This window comes from Ochrobactrum sp. P6BSIII, assembly GCF_014138065.1.
Classification (GTDB): domain Bacteria; phylum Pseudomonadota; class Alphaproteobacteria; order Rhizobiales; family Rhizobiaceae; genus Brucella.
The window spans coordinates 50,336-68,876 of sequence record NZ_JACGXB010000010.1; the positions used below are offsets into that span (position 1 = coordinate 50,336).

Below are 18,541 nucleotides of genomic sequence, written 5' to 3' on the forward strand. Positions count from 1 at the left end.
CTGTTTGGAATGAGCGCTTATTGCGGCTGCGGTTCCATGCCGGGCTCGTTGCCCGGTTCGCCACTGCTCTTGCGCTTGCGCGGGCTACCGGCCTTCGGAACACCCGAACCGCGCGACGGCGTATCATTGCCCTGATCGCGTGAAGGCTTGTTGCCTGCGATCAGTTCCTTGATCTCGTCGCCGCTCAGTGTTTCGTATTCCAGAAGACCTTCAGCGAGCGCAATCCAGTCCTTCTTCTTCTTGGTCAGGATACGGGTCGCTTCGGCATAAGCCTCGTCGATCAGGCGACGCACTTCTGCATCGATGATCTGCGCGGTTTCTTCCGAAATATTCTGCGTGCGCGACACCGAATGACCGAGGAAGACTTCTTCCTGATTGTCACCGTAAGCCACACGACCGAGCTTGTCGGAATAACCCCACTGGGTGACCATGGACCGGGCAAGCTTGGTTGCCTGCTGGATGTCCGAGGATGCACCGGAAGTGATGTTCTCCTTGCCGAATTTCAGCTCTTCAGCCACACGACCGCCCATCATGATGGCAAGACGCGACACCATCCAGGTATAGGTGGCCGAATAACGGTCGCCTTCCGGAAGCTGCATCACCATGCCGAGCGCGCGACCGCGCGGAATGATCGTCGCCTTATGGACCGGATCGGATGCAGGCACATTGAGCGCAACAATGGCATGGCCTGCTTCGTGATAGGCCGTATTGGCCTTTTCTTCCGGCGTCATGGCGGAGCGGCGTTCCGCACCCATCATGATCTTGTCCTTGGCGTCCTCGAATTCCTGCATGGTCACCAGGCGCTTGTTACGGCGCGCTGCCATGAGAGCGGCTTCGTTGACGAGGTTGGCGAGATCGGCACCGGAGAAGCCCGGCGTGCCGCGTGCGACAACCTTGAGATCGACATTCGGTGCGAGCGGCACATTGCGCACATGCACTTTCAGGATCTGTTCGCGACCGACGATATCCGGGTTCGGCACAACGACCTGACGGTCGAAACGACCCGGACGCAGCAATGCCGGATCAAGAACGTCCGGACGGTTGGTCGCGGCGATCAGAATGATCGATTCGTTGGCTTCGAAACCATCCATCTCGACCAGAAGCTGGTTGAGGGTCTGTTCGCGTTCGTCATTGCCACCGCCGAGACCGGCGCCACGATGACGACCGACAGCGTCAATTTCGTCGATGAAGATGATGCAAGGTGCATTCTTCTTCGCCTGCTCGAACATGTCGCGGACGCGGCTTGCGCCGACACCAACAAACATTTCAACGAAGTCCGAACCGGAAATGGTGAAGAACGGCACATTGGCTTCACCCGCAACCGAGCGCGCCAGAAGGGTCTTACCGGTACCGGGAGGGCCAACGAGCAGCACGCCGCGCGGAATCTTGCCGCCGAGACGCTGGAACTTCTGCGGATCGCGCAGGAATTCAACGATTTCTTCGAGATCCTGCTTGGCTTCGTCAACGCCTGCAACGTCCTGGAAAGTGACGCGGCCATGCGCTTCGGTCAAAAGCTTCGCCTTTGACTTGCCGAAGCCCATCGCACCACGCGAACCACCCTGCATCTGGCGCATGAAGAAAATCCACACGCCAAGGATCAGGATCATCGGCAGCCACGACAGAAGAATGCCGATCAGCGAACTGGAGCCGTCGCTTTCAGGACGGGCAGTGATCGCGACATCCTTGCTTTCAAGCCGCGCAACGAGGCCCGTATCGCCAGGCGAATAGGTCTGGAACGTCGAGCCATTGTCGGCAAAGGTGCCGGTGATGCGCTCGCCGGTAATCGTGACCGATTTCACGCGACCATTGGATACGTCGTCAATAAATTGCGAATAGGAAACTTCACGGGAATTCGTGCGCTGACCAGGGCTCTGGAACAGGTTGAACAGCGCGATCAAAAGAAGAGCAATGATCGCCCAGAGGGCGAAGTTGCGATAGTTCGGATTCATATCGGGTCCAATCGATACCACGGCCATTCCGCAACCGCGGAACGATGTTTCGATCTAACATAGGATCGAAGGAAGGCGTTGCCAAGGCGCGTAACACGCCGCATGGGAGATTCTTCCCACTCTGGTTTATAAAAATTAGGAGTTTGGTGAAGATTGGCGACCAATTCGCTTCTCGATCGCCTCGGCCAGCGCGAAATCATATCCCGGCAGAACATGATCAAACAGCGCGAAATGCCGTTCCATACGGATATGCGCCGGAAGATTCTGTCCGGGAAGGAATGGCAAAGAGACAATCTTTCCATCCGCATAGACAGCGGGCAGCACCAGAAGCGTTTCGCGCCAGCGCGCATTTGTTTCAGAAGCGTTTTCTGGAAGAGACGTGGGAGAATCGGCCAGAAAGTCGATCAACGCCTGTCGTCCGGGCGCCGCGATTTCAAAATTACGGTCGCCTGAATTGAAGAAGCGAAAGCGCCCATCCCAGATGCAGCTGCCACCAGCCGGCAACAATACGGACGGCAAATTGCGCCGCTCCCGCCGGAAACGATGCGGCAAGCCCTTCGCTCCGCGCTCGATCAGCGCGCCGAAAATGGTCAATCTTTCGTGTTTCTGGCTTTCGTGTTTTGGGCTTTCGTGCCTCTGGCTTTCGTGTTCTGCCTCGCCCGACAGAATGCGCTCGATGCGCAAACGCTCGGCATCGCCCGGCAGGAATCGACGCCCGCCTGCCAGAGAAGCCACGAGGCCGGAAAAAAGCCGCCGAACTGTTTCCGGTAAAGCGGCATAAATGGCCGGATCGATTTCCATCCGGTCGCAATCATCAACCTGCAGACTTGCAGGATCGGCCAGTGCCGCAACGAGAGCAGCATTGTCGCGCTTGCGTGCCGCGCTCGCCAGAGCCACCTGCGCCAGAACGATCTGCGGATCGGCATCGGCAGCAGCGCCTTGCCGGACACGCGGGCGTTCATAGTCGGTATTGGCGTTGCTCGGATCGTCAACCCAGCGAATATCTTTCGCTGTCAGCTCATCCCGCAGGGCCTGCCGCGAAACCGAAAGCAGCGGGCGGATCAGCTGCACAGACCCTTCCAGCCATGACTGGGGCGCCATGGCGGCAAGCCCCCTCGCCTCGGCGTGGTGACTGCGCTCCTTGCGCATCAGGAAAGTCTCAATCTGGTCATCCTGCGTGTGGCCGGTCACGATCACGCTGGCACCCGCTTCATGCGCAGCCTGAACCAGAAGCCGGTAGCGTGCGCTACGCGCCGCTGCGGCCAGCCCCTGTGACGGCTTGGGATCGTCCCATGCCAGAATACGGTGCGCGATGCCGTGCTCACGGCACAGCGCGCCGACATATTCAGCCTCCTCGGCTGATTCGGCGCGCAAGCGATGATCGATGGTCACTGCGAGAAGTGCAGGACGAGGATCGAGCGTCGCCAAATGATCCTTTAGCAGGAAGAGCATTGCCAGCGAATCGCTGCCGCCGGAAACGGCCGCAATGACGGCCTTTGCTTGATCCAGTTGAAAAGGTTTAAAAATATCAGCCGGGGAAAGCCCCACGAAATAACTCCGCAATCAGCACTTTACACGTGTGCGTTCTTCGGCAACGCGCTTCAGAATGGCGGGAGCCGCTTTGGGATAACGTTGCGGGATCTGCTCGAAAGTCGCGCAGGCAACGTCGTGATTGTCCATCTTCTCAAGCGTCATGCCGAGCTTGAACATGTTTTCCGGCGCGCGGCGCGAATCGGGATAGTCGCGTTGCGTGTCGATGAACACGGTTGCAGCTTCCGGATAGCGACCCTGACCGTAAAGCGATTCGCCCAGCCAGAAGCGGGCTTCCGCGGTCTGCGGATCAGCCGGATAGCGCTTCACATGCTGGCGGAAACCGGATTCGGCCGCCTTGTAGTCGCCCGACATCAGATACTGATACGAGGCCTGATAGAGCGTGTTCGGATTATCGCCCGATGGCAGCGAGGCCACAGCCGTGCCGTTCTGCGCATTGCCCTGCCCAGCGGAACCTTGACTACCGGGCAAGCCGCCCTGTTCGACCGGGCGCGGAGCGGCATTGAGCGAATCGCCGATTACATTGCCACTGGAATCAAACCGGATGGAGCCCAGTGTCTGCGGCGGCTCGCCGCGCTGGGGGCCACCCTGCGTCAAGACGCCGGAACCAGTGGCAAGAGAATCGGCGCCAATTGCGCCCGATTGTGCAGTCTGCGGTGCTTCCTGTGCCGGCGTCCGGTCCGAGATGGAGCCGTCCTGACCGGCATCTGCGGAAACCCCGGCATCGGGATTACCAGTGGTGCCGCCATCATAGGTGTTCTGGCCCATATTGCCGGTTGAACCGGCGCTGGCGAGAGCGCTGCCATCGCCTGCACCACCGCCGTTGCGGTCGCCCGTGTCGGCGCGCTTGCCGGTCTCCAGGAACTGGAAACGCTGCTCATATTCTTCCTGCATTTTCTGCATCTGATCCTGCATTTCGAGGATCTGGAAGTTCATGGCCTCAGCACGCATGCCCAGCGTATCGGCCATGCTGGCAGGATCGCCTGCGCCCTGTGCGCAAAGATCAGCGCCCGGAGCCGGGGCAACAGCAGGCTGGCCTGCCTTATTTGCAGCCGGTGACGCGACACCATTCTTCTTTTCGAGTTCCTCGAAGCGGAATTCGTTGTCTTCCTGCGATTTTTGCAGCTGATTGTCGGTGAATGCGATCTGGGCGTCCACATCCTCGATCTTGCCAGTGAGGTTGCGTACCAGCTCCTGCATCATGCCGGGGCTCTGGTAGCCGCCATTCTGCGCCGAAGCGCCGCCGCCACGCATGGCGTCATCGAGAATTGCGGTCGAGCCGACGCTGACGCGATTCTGACCGCCGCCCTTGCCCTTTTCGAGAGCCTGAAAACGACCTTCATTATCGCGATGGATTTTCACCATCTTGTCGCGGAGCTGCAAGATCTTGCTGTAAGACTGCGCGTTCTGATGTGCGAGATTGCACACCTGCTGCGAATACTGGTTTGCACCCGGATCGCCAGTCTGCGCCAAAACCGGAGCACTCGCCAAAAGCGGCAGCATGGCAATTGCCAGTGTCACTTTCCTCATTGTTGTCCTCATTCCCTATTGCCCCTGCGAGTTTACAATGAACAGGATGATCGAGTGCCGCGCCTGAATGCTTGCTGAACATGCCATACCGCACGGCCAGTTCCGCTTTTAGAGCAAATCCGTGAAAAGCAAAGATGCTTTCCCTTAATCGTTCCCACTATGACAGGGGCGACTTCGGCCAAAGTTTGTCGAAATGCCTGATCAACAGACATGAAAACGAAAAAAGCGGCCCGAAGGCCGCTTTTCTCTGAACGCTGTTGTGCGTTTACAATTATTAGCTGCCAGCGCCGTTGAGAACGGTAACTGCGCGGCGGTTCTGAGACCAGCACGAGTCGGCATCGCAAACTGCGACCGGACGTTCGTTACCATACGAGATGGTGCGCATACGGTTGGTCGGCACGCCACGCGAAGCGAGGAAGTCGCGGGTGGCGGCAGCGCGACGCTGGCCGAGAGCGAGGTTGTATTCGCGGGTACCGCGTTCGTCAGCATGACCTTCGACGGTGATCGAATACTGCGGGTAACGCTGCAGCCACTGGGCCTGCTTCGAAAGCGTCTGCTGTGCGTCTCCGCGGATCAGCGACGAGTCGAGATCGAAGAAGATGCGGTCGCCGACATTGACCGTGAAGTCCTGCGCCGAGCCGGGCGTTGCCGCGCCTGCACCGCCGAGGCCGAGATCACCGGCATTGTTCGGGAGATTCTTCTTGGATGCGCAACCGGCGACGGCGAGCGACATGAAAAGGGCAATAGCGATCGGGCTACGTGCAATCGACTGGATGCGGCGCATGGGCCGAGGCTCCTTAAGATTTGATGTTCCTGCGTAACCAACCAATAATCATATCGAGGTTAATGCAGGCTCAAGAAGTATGGTTAATATTGTCTTGAGACCAAATGCAACCGGCGTTTTCCGGTTGCCATTCTGTTTTTAGGCCTTGATGGCAAAATGCGGCAGAAACACGGCTTTTGAGGTCGATTGTGGCAATCGCCGCAAAGACAGGCCAAAAACATCGCATAACGCGCTCTAGACCGCTGCCAGCGGGCATGGAAAAGGCGCGGGACCAAAAATCCCGCGCCTTAATCTTTTTTATGATTCTCCGAAGCTCAGCCTATTCGAGCAGCGGCGACCAGGCCGGATCGGATGCGAAATTCGGTGTCTGGATCTGGCGTTCGTTACGACCCGTCAGGTCGATGGTGAACAGCTTCGGGCCACCTGCGCCTGCCGCCTTGCGGAAGAACATCAGCACGCGACCGTTTGGAGCCCAGGTCGGACCTTCATTGTGGAAGCCCGACGTCAGAAGGCGTTCGCCCGAACCGTCGGTCTTCATCACGCCAATCGAGAACTGGCCCTGCGACTGCTTGGTGAAGGCGATGAGATCGCCGCGCGGAGACCAGACCGGCGTTGAGTAGCTGCCGTCGCCCATCGACAGGCGGCGAGGATTGGAACCGTCGGCACCGGCGATATAGAGCTGCGGACGACCGCCGCGGTCGGACGAGAACACAATCTGCGAACCATCCGGCGAATAGGAAGCGCTGGTATCGATAGCCTGGCTGTTGGTCAGGCGGGTCGTGGTGCGCGAACGCAGATCCATTGCGTAGACATTGGCGCTGCCGTCGTCCTGAAGCAAGCTCATGACGACCTTCTGCCCGTCCGGCGAGAAGCGCGGCGCGATGGTCATGCCGGGGAAGTTGCCGACCAGTTCACGCTGACCCGTTTCGAGCTGCAGCAGGTAAACCTTCGGCTGGCCGCCGGCAAACGACATATAGGTCACTTCCTGGCGGTTCGGCGAGAAGCGCGGGGTCAGCGCCATGTCGCGACCGTCGGAGAGATAACGAATATTCGCACCGTCCTGATCCATGATGGCGAGGCGCTTGATGCGCTTCTGGGCCGGGCCGGATTCATCGACGAAAACGATGCGGGTATCGAAGTAACCCTTTTCACCGGTCAGGCGCTCATAAATGGCGTCGGCGATGATATGGGCAACACGACGCCAGTTATCCGGCGAGGTGAAGAACTGCTGGCCGATCATCTGCTGACCGCCAAACGTGTCCCAGAGGCGGAATTCAGCTTTCAGCCTGCCGTCCGGTTGCTTGGTGATGCGGCCGGTGACCAGAGCCTGTGCATTGATGACCTTCCAGTCCTCGAAGCGCGGTGCGGCATCGGGATTGGAGATCTTTTCAATGAAAGCGCCCTTGTCGATGGGCGCAAACAGACCCGACCGCTCAAGATCGGCAGCGATGACCGACGTGATGTTGGGTCCAAGCTGGTCTGCGGACAGGAAATCGGTGATGGCGATCGGCAGAGGCTCGACCACACCCTTGTTGATGTTGATTTCCACCACAGCGCGTGCAGGCATGGTGCAGACAAGACTTGCGGCAATCATGCAGGCGAAAGCCGAGAGGACTGTCCGGATCTTAGTTGTCATGATGCCGGTTTTCATATCTTCTGGGACCTCTTTTGTCCTTTGCCCATAGTGGGCTTCATTTAGTCTGGTGACCGGGAAACCCCGATCAGAACATTTCGCTCGGGTCGAAGTTGACGATCACTTCCGACCATGAATCATATTTGTCGACTGGCAGATTGTACGGGGCGCAGCGTGCGACCGCGCGCTTGGCGCTTTCAGCCGCTGCACGACCAACACCATCACCGCCACCGCCGGATGTCACTTCTGGAACGCCCTGGATGGAGCCGTCCTGGTTCAGTTTCATCTTCACGGTCACAACCAGTCCCGGCGCATCGGCCACACCGGCAGGCACGTTCCAGCACTTGGAAATCGCACCGCGCAGCGCATCCATTTCACTCTGGCTCAGCTTGGAGCCGCCGGTATTCTTCTTGCCGCCCAGCGATGCCTGATCGGTCGAGCGCTTTGCGCCGCCACCGGAAGCCTTCTGCTTGTTGAGCAGCGCCGACACTTCATCGGCAATCGCATCGTTTTTCGACTGCGATGTCTGTGATGCGGACTGCGTCGGCTTCTTCTCTTCCGTCGGCTTGCGATCCGGCGTCTTGGCGGTCTGCGCCTGCGGCGGCTTCGGCTTGGTCTGCGGAGCGGGAACATTGTCCGGCAGCTTCGGCGTATTCGCATCCGGCGTTTCAGCCTGCTTTTCGATGGCTTCCGCCACCGGGTCAGGCTTCACTTCCTGCTTCGGCTCAGGCTTGGCCTGCATTTCGGTCGCGGGAACCGGCGTCGGCTTTTCTTCCGGCTTCGGTTCGGGCTTTGGCTCAGGCTTCGGTTCCGGTTTCTTCACCGGTTCCGGTTGTGCCTTGGGCTCTTCTGCCGCCTCAATTGGCTTTGCCTTGGTGTCGGGTTTCGGCGGGGTCGTGGTATCGACCTCCTGATCACCGACATTCTGGGCATTGGGAACGGTTTGCGGCTTAGTGGTCGGAATCGGCGCGGACTTCTCCTTCATCGGAGCCGTCTTTTCGCCTTGCTGAATTTGCGTGATGGATTCAATCGGCACGATGTCGACCGGGAACGATTCCGAATCCTGCACGTCGAAAGCCTTCGGCGAGGAAAAGGAAAAGAGCCCCAGCGCAATGACGATGGTATGGAGCGCTACAGAAGATGTCAGGCCAGCCTTCATGATGGCGTCAGCTATCCTGCTCCTGGAGGGTCACAAGGCCGATATTCTTGAAACCGGCGGCGGAAATGCGGGCCATGACCTTCATGACGGTGCCGTAATCGGCAGCCTTGTCACCGCGCACGAAAATGCGCTCCTCATAGCCCGTCTTGGAAATGGCCTGAAGCTTCGGCACAACCTCTTCAATCGGAATTTCGGTTTCCTGCAGATAGATCTTGCCTTCGTTGCTGACCGAAACCGTGATCGGCTGCGTATCGGCGTTCATCGCCTTGGCCTGCGTATCCGGCAGGTCAATCGGCACGCCGACCGTCAGAAGCGGCGCAGAGACCATGAAGATGATGAGCAGCACCAGCATCACGTCGACGAACGGCGTAACGTTGATTTCACTCATCAATGCCTTCTTGCGACCACGCCTGCGGCGTCCGCCCGACTGCATTCCATTTCCTACCGACATGCCCATTGCAAGATTCCCGAAAGCTCGATTTGCCGTATTCGCTGGAAGGCGCTCAACTGCGCGGCGTCAGCTTCTCATCAATTTGGCGCGACAGTATGGCGGAAAACTCGTCCGCAAAGCCCTCGAGCCGTCCACCGATCTTGCCCGCATCGGACGAGAGCTTGTTGTAGGCGATAACAGCCGGAATGGCGGCCAGAAGACCAATGGCCGTCGCCAGAAGGGCTTCCGCGATACCCGGCGCCACAACCGCAAGGCTGGTATTCTTGGAGGCCGCGATAGCCTGGAACGAGGTCATGATACCGACGACCGTACCGAACAGACCGATAAACGGTGCCGCTGAACCGATGGTGGCAAGGAAGCCGAGGCGCGATTCCATCTTTTCGCTTTCACGCGCCAGCGCAACATCCATCGCCTTGTCGATACGCATCTGAAGTCCGATGGGGGAACGTGCGCCCTTCTCGAAGGATTTCTTCCATTCGCGCATGGCGGCCATGAAGATCGACGCCATGCCGGTGGTGCGGCGTTCGCCAAGATTGCGATAGAGTTCTTCCAGAGACTGGCCCGACCAGAAAGCCTGTTCGAAGCGGTCGATGGCGCGGCGCGCGCGGCTATAGGCAATCACCTTGTCCACGACGATAGCCCAGGTCCAGACCGAAGCGCCAAGCAAGCCCAGCATGACCAGCTTGACCACCCAGTTCGCCTGCATGAACAGGCCCCAGAGGGTAACATCGGCGGCGGGGGCCGCTAACGCAACATTTTCCATCGATCCACCGTTTCGAGGCTCGTGTCGGTCTGCCGCGCAGACCGATGACCCCAACCTTCTCTGTCTTTAGGCATTTCCATCCGCAGAGCCGTTTCGTACTTCTGCTGGAAATATCCTGTTTTTGAATCCAAACGCCCGGCACGGGACCGGGCGGCATCGCAAATCGTCACGGATCGCCCCTAAACGCGGGTGACCCAAATCTGCGCAGCTTTACGTCTTGTTCGATGCAGTTCGACCAGGAAAAACGCTCGGCACTTTTCCCGAAACTGCTTCGCGCGCTGTTCGCACATCCAGGCAGGACATGCAGACATTCGCATCACAACCGCCCCAAAGCACACATGCCGGATTTGCAACTTTAAATCCCTACGGCGCTTGTTACGGTTAATTTTGGTGAAAGGAAGGCGCTGCGCTTCAGCCCGACCCTTCAACCGATTCCGTCAGGATGATTAATCGGAGATTATGGTTAAAGATGCGTTAGCATTTGCACCTATATCGGCCCAACGCGCCAAAATCGGCCATCAAATGAGCCTGCGCTTTAAAATAAACGCGACAGGCGCACCCTCAATTCTTGGGAGCGCGCTGGAAATCAGCTTTGCTTCGTGAAAGCCTCGCGCCACTCATCCGGTATTCGGCGCGGGTGGCCTTCCTTGGTGATCATCACCGCTTCCACTTTCGCTTCCGAAAGCAAGCGGCCGTCGCAAGTGATCTTCTGCGCCATGATAACCCGTGCGCCGCGAATTTCGCTGACACGCGTTTCAATCAGGATGAGGTCGTCCATTCTGGCCGGAGACTTGTAATCGATCTCCATACGCCGCACGACCCAGACCATTTCTTCACCAAGCGAGCCTTCGGCAAGCTCGATATGATGCACATCCTGCAAGCGAAGGAAATCGGTGCGTCCGCGCTCGTAAAATTCCAGATAGCGCCCGTGATAGACAAAGCCGGAAAAATCCGTGTCGGCATAATAGATGCGCGCATAAAGGTGATGCGCCCCGTCTTTCAGCGCACCCGATACGGCTTCAAGCGCCGAATGTTCGTTTCGATCAGTCCCGATACTCTTAGTCATTGTCTTCCATGAAGAGGCCGAATTGCGCCTGCTGGATGATTTCCGCTGGCGCAGGCAATCCCAGATGCTGCCATGCAATCGCCGTCAGAACACGACCGCGCGGCGTGCGCTGCAAAAAGCCCTGCTGAATGAGATAGGGTTCGATAATGTCTTCAATCGCATCACGCGGTTCGGAAAGCCCAGCCGCAATGGTTTCAATCCCGACCGGACCGCCGCCGAAGTTGCGCGCGATGATATTGAGGTAACGCCGGTCGAGCTGATCCAGCCCGCGATTATCCACTTCAAGCCGTGACAGCGCCTCATCGGCAATCTTGCGGTCGATGACGTCGCTACCAGCGACCAGCGCGAAATCGCGCACGCGGCGCAACAGACGTCCGGCGATACGCGGTGTGCCCCGTGACCGGCGCGCGACTTCCAGCGCACCATCCGGCGAAATGCCCATCTGCATGATGCGCGCGCCGCGGCGCACGATATATTCCAGTTCCTCAACCGTATAGAAATTGAGCCGGACCGGAATGCCGAAGCGATCGCGCAATGGCGTGGTCAGAAGGCCGAGCCGCGTCGTCGCGGCAACCAGCGTGAATTTGGCAAGATCGATCTTCACCGACCGCGCCGCCGGGCCTTCGCCGATGATCAGATCAAGCTGAAAATCTTCCATCGCCGGATAGAGAATTTCTTCCACTGCCGGGCTGAGGCGATGAATTTCATCGATGAAGAGCACGTCTCGCTCTTCGAGATTAGTAAGCAGAGCCGCCAGATCGCCCGCCTTGGCGATAACCGGGCCCGAAGTAGAGCGGAAATTGACGCCCAGTTCCTTGGCCATGATTTGCGCCAGCGTCGTCTTGCCAAGACCGGGAGGGCCGACGAACAGCACGTGATCGAGCGCTTCGCCGCGCACCTTGGCAGCTTCAATGAAGACCTTGAGATTGGCGCGCGCCGCCGCCTGCCCCACGAAATCGTCGAGCATCTGCGGGCGCAGCGTATTGTCTTCGTCTACGCGTCTGTCGGCATCGATGAGAGGGTTGCGGTCGCTCATGCCTTCCTCCTCGCATGAACACTCTGCCGAGACAAGCTAATCACCGCGACAATTCCTTCAAACCCAGACGGATAAGCTTCGCCGAATCGGCGTCCTCGCCCGCCTCTTTCAGCGCAGCCGCAACGGCATTCGCCGCCTGATCGCGCGAGTAACCGAGATTGGAAAGCGCCGACACGGCATCCGCGACGGGAGCCGGGGCCGCACCGGCTCCAAGCTCCTGCTTCAGCCCGATGGTGCCGCTCGCCTCACCGGCGAAAGCCGGGGCCTTGTTCTTCAATTCGGTGACGATGCGCTCCGCCACCTTCTTGCCGACACCCGGCGCGCGCGACACCATGGCGATGTCTCGCAGTGCAATCGCATTGGCCAGTTCCGACGGCGACAATGTGCCAAGCACCGCCAAAGCCACCTTGGCGCCAACGCCCTGCACGTTCTGCAACAGGCGGAACCATTCGCGCTCAAGCTGATTGGCAAAACCGTAAAGACGGATCATGTCCTCACGGACATAAGTCTCGATGAACAGAATGGCCGCCTCGCCCGCGCCGCCAAGATTGCCCAGCGTGCGCGGCGAACAAAACGCGACATAGCCAACACCATGTACGTCGATGACCGCATGATCATCGGCAATTTCATCGATCACGCCCTTAAGCTTGCCGATCATTCTGGTCCTACCCCGCTAACAACGCCTGCATCCGGCGGGCGCTTACAATGCTCTGACGATGATGGGCATGGCAAATGGCAATGGCCAACGCATCGGCAGCATCGCTCGTATCGAACGACGCGCGCGGCATCAGCACTTTGACCATCATGTGTATCTGTTGCTTTTCGCCGTGACCGACGCCGATCACCGCTTTCTTGACTGCGTTCGGCGCATATTCCGCAACGGGCAGGCCCGCCTGTGCAGGAGCCAGCAAGGCAATGCCGCGCGCCTGGCCGAGCTTGAGCGTTGCGGTCGCATCCTTGTTGACGAAGGTATGCTCGACCGCCGCCTCGTTCGGCATGAATTCATGCAGAACTTTGGAAAGCCCCTCATGCAACTGGCAAAGACGTGAAGCAAGATCCATCTCGGCATTCGATGTCACCGTGCCTGAGCCGATGAAGTGCAGTGAATTGCCCAGCGATTCGACAATGCCCCACCCCGTGCGGCGCAGGCCCGGATCGATGCCAATAATGCGAATCGTTTCTTTCATAAGCGAACCCTATCCTCAGACGGATTCACTTGACAGCAGAAAAGTGAACAAAAGAGAAACATGCGCATCCATAGACGCACATGAAGAGATATTAAGAAGCGCCGAAGGCAGTCTTGAGCAGCACAATCTGCTCGGAAACCGGGTTGCCGTGCGGGTTGGCCTGCAAGGAAACCACATCGCCATAGACTTCGCGGTCCATGCGGCGCACACGCGCTTGCAAGCGCATTGAGCGCTCCACCAGTTCGGCAAAAGCGGCAGGCAGTTCGCTCCAGCCCGGAGCGCCTTCGCCAGCCGATGGCGTGTCGAGACGCACCTTTGCCTTTTCGGCAGACACCTGCTGGCGGTTCATCTCGCCGTTGCGGGCAGCGCGCTGCAGCAGAAGCCAGGAAGCGATCTGCATCAGACGGGTGGTGAGACGCATCGATTCGGCGGCATAAAGCGTCGCAGCAATCCGTGACAGATTGCGCGCTTCTTCACGGCCTTCGCCGTCGAGATAGCTCGCCGCTTCCTCGACCATATCCATGCCCTGGCTGTAGATCGGCTTGAACGAATCCGAGAAGACCATGCGCTCTGCGAGGCTGATCATATTGCTCGGCACCTGTCTCTGTTCGCTAATCACTGCTCTGTCACCCTGCATGACCGCCTGCATCGGCGGCCCATTCCGTTGATCGCATCCACTGGAGGATGAACGCGACTGAAAATTACTGAACCGCCGTTCGACCACGCGAGACGTTCGGACGGAACAGTCACATCAAACAAGTCCACGATAAACTGCACCTTCATGCACGGTCGCGCAAGATTATGTTTAACGTTCGGTTAACATTTTCAAGGGGTGGTTAACTGCCCCTGCAAGCAGAACGGGTCGAACCGGTTTCCGGTTCCCCTCATGCGTTCAAAACGCCAGTGACTAGTGAGGTTAAAGCCTTGCAGGCACAAAAAAAGAGCCGCGATGGCGGCTCTCAGGAGTTTAACAGGGAGGCGTCAAACAGAGTGGCTAAACCACTCGGTAAGAATCCAGCCGAACTGGATGTAAATGATTAAACCCTCTTAAGATTAATGAATGGTTAATTTCGGCCTCACCCTGAGGAAAATACCAGCAGGCCCGGGCCGTCCAGAAAGAAAAAAGCCGCCCGAAGGCGGCTCATTATCAATAGCGCTGCATCGCAGGCTGGGGTTTCGTCGCCGCTTGAACCTTGACCGGCTCGGCGGCTGGGACGGCAGGTTTGACTGCACCCTGTTTGCCCCAGCCAATGGTCGGCAGCCATTCCAGATAATAGGCCAGCGCGAACTGCATCACGATACCGGTTGCAATCAGCAGCGTGTCATAGGGAAGACCGCCCGGATTCACCAGCTTCATGACCTGCGCCACCATGGCAAGCAGCGTGCCTGCGATGAACACCGGCAACGAATGCTTGCCGAGGATTGCCAGCGGATTATCCGGCGCAGTGCGGGCGATATTATTCAGCGTCGGCACCACGGCGATGAGATAGGCCATCGCCAGAATGTGCAGGAGACGCGGACCCGACAGGAAGGTCTTGTCGAAGCCCGTGATGACCATCGGCATGCCCATCGAGGCGTCAATGCCCCAAAGCGGAATGCGGACCCAGGCCAGTGCCAGCACCAGATAGCCGACCGCAAGGCCGATCAGGGCCGGATGCGTCGGCAGCTGGCCGCCACGGCGCACATGCATCACACCTGCAATGCCAATGGCAAACAGGAACTGCCAGGAAAGCGGGTTCAGGAACCAGACGCCCTCCGTCGGATAATTGATCGGTGCGACCTGATAAAGACCGGACAGGAACCAGACCATCCCCGAAACGCCCAGCATCAGCGGCAGGCTGATGCGCGCCAGCAAAAGCAGGAGCGGCGTCAGGACCAGCATGACGGCATACATGGACAGGATGTTGTTATAGCCAAGCTGATGGCCGAGCGTGACGAGACCGAACAGCGATTCCACCGGATGCTTGAGCAGCGGCTCGATATTGATTTCCTTGAGCAGTTCGGAACGCTTCAGGAAGATCGCAGCGGAAGCGAAGATGGCGATTGTCGCCATGGTCGTCATGATGTGGGTTGTATAAAGCACGCCCGCGCGACGCCACATCTTCAACGTCAGAAGAAGACGGTTGCCCGGGCCGAACTTGCTGCCATAGGCCAATGCCACAGCCATGCCGGAAATCAGCACGAAAGCTTCTGCCGAATCGGAAAAACCGAGGTTCTTGTGCGTGAAATGCTCGTAGATGGTGCCCGGCACGTGGTTGATGAAAATGGTCAACAGGGCGAGCGCACGGAACACGTCAATGCGCGTGTCGCGCACTTTCACGTTCTGCGCGGGCATCGCTTCTCTAGCGGTCGCAATCGTCATTTACCAGCCTGTCTGTCTCTGCTGGAAAGCACCGGCGCTTGGGACCGCGACACTCTCCAATCTCTCAGTTGCAGCTCTCCGAATGGGAGATCGGATGAAAGCCACATGCTTCATCGGGGCGTTCATTGCCCGACGTTTGATGGGACCTATATACGCAATAATCCCGGCAGAACGGGGTTGGTTCCGATCAACTTTCGTTCCAGTGGATAACATAATGCCATACCGGGCGATGAACCGGGGGCTCGAACAGCCCGCAAGCAAGACAAGACTTGCCGTCTGTCCGTCGGATCGCATAAATGCGCCGGAACAATTAGCCTGACGCATATCTGCGTCAAAACAATTAGATAGAGCGCGGCTTCCGTTTCGGATAAACAGAACTTCACTCTTGCCCGAATTCCATCATGTTTTTCTCGTTAGGCTTCGCCCCATGAACAAGTCCGCTCCCAAAACCGAACCCGAACGCTGCCGCATCGTGCTGGTCGCCCCGCCGATTGCCGATAGCGCGGTTTTGGCCAGGCTTTTGACGGAAGCGCTTTCCGGCGGTGATGTTGCTAGCGTGATTCTCGACACCGGCGATCTGGATGAAGCAACCTTTCAGGCCGTCGCCGCAAAGGCCGTGCCGATCATTCAGGAAAAGGGTGCAGCCGCGCTTATTTTGAACGATACGCGCATTGCTGGCCGCGTCGGCGCCGATGGCGTGCATATCGAAGGCAAGGCGGCTGAACTCGCCGACGCCATCGAAAAGCACACACCGAAGATGATTGTTGGCACCGGCAATCTGCGCGACCGCCATGGCGCGATGGAAATCGGTGAATTGCAGCCGGACTATATATTCTTCGGTAAAGTCGGCGCGGACAACAAACCGGATGCGCATCCGCGTAATCTAGCACTCGCCGAATGGTGGGCGCAGATGGTCGAAATTCCCTCCATCGCGCAGGCTGGAAACACGCTCGAAAGCATCATCCCCGCAGCCGAAACCGGCGCGGATTTCGTGGCGCTCGGTCGTGCCGTATTCGACGCGGAAGATCCAGCGAAAGCCGTTGCGGAAGCCAATCGGCTTCTCGATGAACACGCGCCGCGTTTTGAAAACTAATCCTCCAGATTTGGTTCCCAAGGTCTTGTTGATGCCCATGAAGAGCAAACTTCTTCTCGCTGCCGCTTTGACATTCGCGCTGCCTGCCCTGCCGGCGGTCGCCGCTGGCGAGGCAGCGAAAAGCCAGAGCGACAGCGCCAAGGGCAACCACAAGGACAAGAAGAGCGACAAGCCCGCCAAGCAGCCGGTGATGCTGCCGCAGCCCGCGACAACCGCACCGATGCCGCCCATCGATCTCAGCCGGTTCGGTGACAAGCCTGCCGACGAGGCCTTCGGCGCTTTTCAGCGCGGGCTTTATCTGACCGCATTCAATCTCGCGAAACCGCAGGCCGAAAAAGGCGATCCGGCATCGCAGGCGCTGATCGCTGAAATATATGCACGCGGCATGGGCATTCCTGCGGATCAGAAACTTGCAGCCGAGTGGTACGGCAAGGCCGCCGATAACGATATCACCGAAGCGCAGTTCCGTTATGCGGCCCTGCTGCTTCAGGGCACTTTTGTCAAAAAGGATCAGGCCAAGGCCGAAGCCCTGATGCAGAAGGCGGCAGAAGGCGGTAACGCCATGGCGCAGTTCAACTGGGGCCAGATGCTGATGGTGAAGCATCCCGGCAAGCCCGGTCTCGACCTCGCCTTCCCCTGGTTTGAAAAGGCGGCTGACGCCAAGCTGGCCGATGCTCAATATGCGATAAGCCAGATCTATGCCAATGGCACCGAAAAAATCGCTCGCGACGACAAGAAGGCGCGCGTCTATCTGATCCTTGCAGCCCGCAAGGGCTACGATACGGCCCAGTTCGATCTCGGACGCTGGCTGGTGGAAGGCCGCGGCGGCGACAAGGATTATGAACAGGGCTTCCGCTGGATGCAGCTTGCCGCCGGACGCGGCATGGTCATGGCGCAGGTCTGGCTCGCTCGCCTTTATCGCGACGGGATCGGCACCGACGGCGATACGGTGAAGGCTGCGGCATGGTATATCATTGCGCAGCGCGCCGGTTTTCGCTCTCCGGACCTCAACGACCTGATGGACGGACTGGCCGATGATCAGATCAAACAAGCCATTCAGACGGCTAACGATCTGCGCGTGCGCTAGCAATTCTGACGATTCTACGTCTCCAAAAGATTCTCTTTTCGTGCTCAGGCTTGCACAAAGCGCCGTTTTGTGGTCTTGGAGACGCCGATTATCGTGGTTCGAGTATAAGACGCTGACGCAATCCCCGTAACAGAGCGGGTGGTTGCCTTTCTGTCGTCATGCGCCGGACCGCAATTGGTTTCAATTCATTCCGGATCAAGCTCATGAAGATCAATGGTAACGAAATCCGTCCCGGCAACGTCATCGAACATGACGGCGGGCTCTGGGTTGCCGTCAAGACCAACGCCGTCAAGCCCGGCAAGGGCGGCGCCTACAATCAGGTCGAACTGAAGAACCTCATCAACGGCACCAAGCTCAATGAGCGTTTCCGTGCTGCTGAAACCGTCGAGCGCGTGCGCCTCGAGCAGAAGGACTTCTCGTTCCTCTATGAACAGGGCGAAGCGCTGATTTTCATGGACACGGAATCCTACGAACAGCTCGAACTCCAGAAGGATTTCGTCGGCGATCGCGCTGCCTTCCTTCAGGACGGCATGATGGTCACGGTTGAACTCTACGAAGACAAGCCAATCGGCATTCGTCTTCCGGATCAGGTCACGCTGGCGATCACCGAAGCCGATCCGGTCGTCAAGGGCCAGACTGCGGCTTCGTCCTATAAGCCTGCCGTGCTTGAAAACGGCATCCGTATCCTCGTTCCGCCATTCATCGCTTCCGGTGAACGCGTGATCGTCGACACCAACGAACTGACCTACGTCAGCCGCGCTTAATCCAGCGCCGATCTTTTGCGATGCCCTCACGGGCATCGCAGCTTGTCGCGATTGAACCGCGACTGTTCTTTCTCAGATTGCTCAATTCCTCGAAAGTCTGTGCGCTCGCATGTGTTTGGCACATGG

Annotated in this window: 17 protein-coding genes; 3 read left to right on the plus strand and 14 right to left on the minus strand. The window is 58.4% G+C overall.

The genetic code is table 11. The features are described from left to right. Positions 1-17: 17 nt before the first annotated feature. The 14 genes from ftsH to FHW00_RS15120 all read right to left on the minus strand — a co-directional run bounded on the left by ftsH (position 18) and on the right by FHW00_RS15120 (position 15,444). The gene (gene ftsH / locus FHW00_RS15055; protein ID WP_078339584.1) at positions 18-1,949 is read right to left on the minus strand and encodes an ATP-dependent zinc metalloprotease FtsH; all 1,932 of its coding nucleotides are present in this window, start codon (positions 1,947-1,949) and stop codon (positions 18-20) included. A 135-nt stretch (positions 1,950-2,084) separates the two neighbouring features. Next, positions 2,085-3,497 carry a tRNA lysidine(34) synthetase TilS gene (gene tilS / locus FHW00_RS15060; protein ID WP_078339473.1) on the minus strand — a complete coding sequence of 471 codons (1,413 nt, stop codon included), beginning with the start codon at positions 3,495-3,497 and terminating at the stop codon, positions 2,085-2,087. Positions 3,498-3,512: 15 nt separating this feature from the next. Next, complete coding sequence (ybgF, locus tag FHW00_RS15065) at positions 3,513-5,042, minus strand: tol-pal system protein YbgF (protein ID WP_078339474.1); 1,530 nt, start codon at positions 5,040-5,042, stop codon at positions 3,513-3,515. Between the two features lie 262 nt (positions 5,043-5,304). Further along, positions 5,305-5,814 carry a peptidoglycan-associated lipoprotein Pal gene (gene pal, locus FHW00_RS15070; RefSeq protein WP_078339475.1) on the minus strand — a complete coding sequence of 170 codons (510 nt, stop codon included), beginning with the start codon at positions 5,812-5,814 and terminating at the stop codon, positions 5,305-5,307. Positions 5,815-6,133: 319 nt separating this feature from the next. Further along, positions 6,134-7,465 carry a Tol-Pal system beta propeller repeat protein TolB gene (tolB, locus tag FHW00_RS15075; RefSeq protein WP_078339477.1) on the minus strand — a complete coding sequence of 444 codons (1,332 nt, stop codon included), beginning with the start codon at positions 7,463-7,465 and terminating at the stop codon, positions 6,134-6,136. 70 nt (positions 7,466-7,535) lie between these two features. Continuing rightward, complete coding sequence (locus tag FHW00_RS15080) at positions 7,536-8,606, minus strand: cell envelope integrity protein TolA (protein WP_078339478.1); 1,071 nt, start codon at positions 8,604-8,606, stop codon at positions 7,536-7,538. Between the two features lie 7 nt (positions 8,607-8,613). Further along, positions 8,614-9,063 (minus strand): protein TolR, encoded by a 450-nt coding sequence (gene tolR, locus FHW00_RS15085; RefSeq protein WP_078339479.1) that lies wholly within the window; start codon positions 9,061-9,063, stop codon positions 8,614-8,616. A 46-nt stretch (positions 9,064-9,109) separates the two neighbouring features. Further along, entirely contained in the window at positions 9,110-9,820 is a 711-nt protein-coding gene (tolQ, locus tag FHW00_RS15090) for a protein TolQ (RefSeq protein WP_078339480.1), read from the minus strand. Between the two features lie 586 nt (positions 9,821-10,406). Next, on the minus strand, positions 10,407-10,886 hold the full coding sequence (locus tag FHW00_RS15095; protein WP_078339481.1) for a YbgC/FadM family acyl-CoA thioesterase: 480 nt from the start codon (positions 10,884-10,886) through the stop codon (positions 10,407-10,409). Continuing rightward, complete coding sequence (ruvB, locus tag FHW00_RS15100) at positions 10,879-11,922, minus strand: Holliday junction branch migration DNA helicase RuvB (RefSeq protein WP_078339482.1); 1,044 nt, start codon at positions 11,920-11,922, stop codon at positions 10,879-10,881. The genes FHW00_RS15095 and ruvB overlap by 8 nt, the downstream gene beginning before the upstream one ends. 40 nt (positions 11,923-11,962) lie before the next feature. Then, positions 11,963-12,580, minus strand: coding sequence for a Holliday junction branch migration protein RuvA (ruvA, locus tag FHW00_RS15105; RefSeq protein WP_078339483.1), 618 nt, complete (start codon positions 12,578-12,580; stop codon positions 11,963-11,965). A gap of 7 nt (positions 12,581-12,587) precedes the next feature. After that, complete coding sequence (ruvC, locus tag FHW00_RS15110) at positions 12,588-13,109, minus strand: crossover junction endodeoxyribonuclease RuvC (protein WP_078339484.1); 522 nt, start codon at positions 13,107-13,109, stop codon at positions 12,588-12,590. Positions 13,110-13,200: 91 nt separating this feature from the next. Continuing rightward, positions 13,201-13,707, minus strand: coding sequence for a protease adaptor protein RcdA (gene rcdA / locus FHW00_RS15115; protein ID WP_078339585.1), 507 nt, complete (start codon positions 13,705-13,707; stop codon positions 13,201-13,203). Positions 13,708-14,256: 549 nt separating this feature from the next. Further along, a complete protein-coding gene (locus FHW00_RS15120) occupies positions 14,257-15,444 on the minus strand; it encodes an OpgC family protein (protein WP_176168337.1) in 1,188 nt (395 codons plus the stop codon). Positions 15,445-15,898: 454 nt separating this feature from the next. Here FHW00_RS15120 and FHW00_RS15125 point away from each other — a divergent pair, with 454 nt between their 5' ends. The 3 genes from FHW00_RS15125 to efp all read left to right on the plus strand — a co-directional run bounded on the left by FHW00_RS15125 (position 15,899) and on the right by efp (position 18,415). Next, positions 15,899-16,564: a thiamine phosphate synthase gene (locus tag FHW00_RS15125; protein ID WP_078339486.1), complete on the plus strand. Its 666-nt coding sequence runs from the start codon at positions 15,899-15,901 to the stop codon at positions 16,562-16,564. 37 nt (positions 16,565-16,601) lie between these two features. Continuing rightward, positions 16,602-17,651, plus strand: a complete 1,050-nt coding sequence (locus FHW00_RS15130) for a tetratricopeptide repeat protein (RefSeq protein WP_078339586.1) — start codon at positions 16,602-16,604, stop codon at positions 17,649-17,651. A 203-nt stretch (positions 17,652-17,854) separates the two neighbouring features. Then, a complete protein-coding gene (gene efp, locus FHW00_RS15135) occupies positions 17,855-18,415 on the plus strand; it encodes an elongation factor P (protein WP_078339587.1) in 561 nt (186 codons plus the stop codon). Positions 18,416-18,541: the final 126 nt, after the last annotated feature.